General features: G+C 61.9%; 1 protein-coding gene. It reads right to left on the bottom strand.

What is annotated here, in order from left to right; all coding sequences use genetic code 11:
* The coding region (tuf, locus tag HDG37_RS38745; RefSeq protein ID WP_221311655.1) for an elongation factor Tu at positions 1 to 1,173 on the bottom strand (1,173 nt) is incomplete at its 5' end.

Below are 1,173 nucleotides of genomic sequence, written 5' to 3'. Positions count from 1 at the left end.
TTACTCGATGATCTTGGCGACGACACCAGCGCCGACCGTACGGCCACCTTCGCGAATTGCAAAGCGCAGACCTTCTTCCATCGCGATCGGGTTGATCAGTTTCACCGTGATCGACACGTTGTCGCCCGGCATCACCATTTCCTTGTCCTTCGGCAACTCGATCGAGCCCGTCACGTCCGTCGTACGGAAGTAGAACTGCGGACGGTAGTTGTTGAAGAACGGCGTGTGACGGCCGCCTTCGTCCTTGCTCAGCACGTACACTTCAGCCGTGAAGTGCGTGTGCGGGTTGATCGAACCCGGCTTGGCCAGAACCTGACCACGCTCGACGTCTTCACGCTTCGTGCCGCGCAGCAGGATACCAACGTTGTCGCCTGCCTGACCCTGGTCGAGCAGCTTGCGGAACATTTCCACGCCCGTGCAGGTCGTCTTGGCAGTTGCGCGGATACCGACGATCTCGATTTCCTCGCCAACCTTGATCACGCCACGCTCGACGCGACCCGTCACCACCGTGCCGCGACCCGAGATCGAGAACACGTCTTCCACCGGCATCAGGAACGCACCGTCAACCGCGCGCTCCGGCGTCGGGATGTACGTGTCCAGCGCATCGGCCAGGTTCATGATCGCTACCTCGCCCAGCTCGCCCTTGTCGCCTTCCAGCGCCAGCTTGGCCGAACCCTTGATGATCGGCGTCTCGTCGCCCGGGAAGTCGTACTTCGACAGAAGTTCGCGAACTTCCATCTCGACGAGTTCCAGCAGCTCGGCGTCGTCCACCATGTCGCACTTGTTCAGGAACACGATGATGTACGGAACGCCAACCTGACGCGCCAGCAGGATGTGCTCACGCGTTTGCGGCATCGGGCCGTCGGCAGCCGAGCACACCAGGATTGCGCCGTCCATCTGCGCCGCGCCCGTGATCATGTTCTTCACGTAGTCTGCGTGGCCCGGGCAGTCGACGTGTGCGTAGTGGCGGTTAGCCGTTTCGTACTCGACGTGCGCGGTGTTGATGGTAATGCCACGCGCCTTTTCTTCCGGCGCCGCGTCGATCTGGTCGTACGCCTTCGCTTCGCCACCAAACTTCTGCGTCAGGACCGTCGTGATCGCTGCCGTCAGCGTGGTCTTGCCGTGGTCAACGTGACCGATCGTGCCCACGTTCACGTGCGGCTTGGTCCGCTC

This window comes from Paraburkholderia sp. MM5384-R2 (assembly GCF_014201025.1).
In the GTDB taxonomy this organism is placed as follows: Bacteria; Pseudomonadota; Gammaproteobacteria; order Burkholderiales; family Burkholderiaceae; genus Paraburkholderia; species Paraburkholderia tuberum.
The sequence above is the reverse complement of the archived record's forward strand: the minus strand, read 5'-3'. Positions and strand labels throughout refer to the sequence as shown.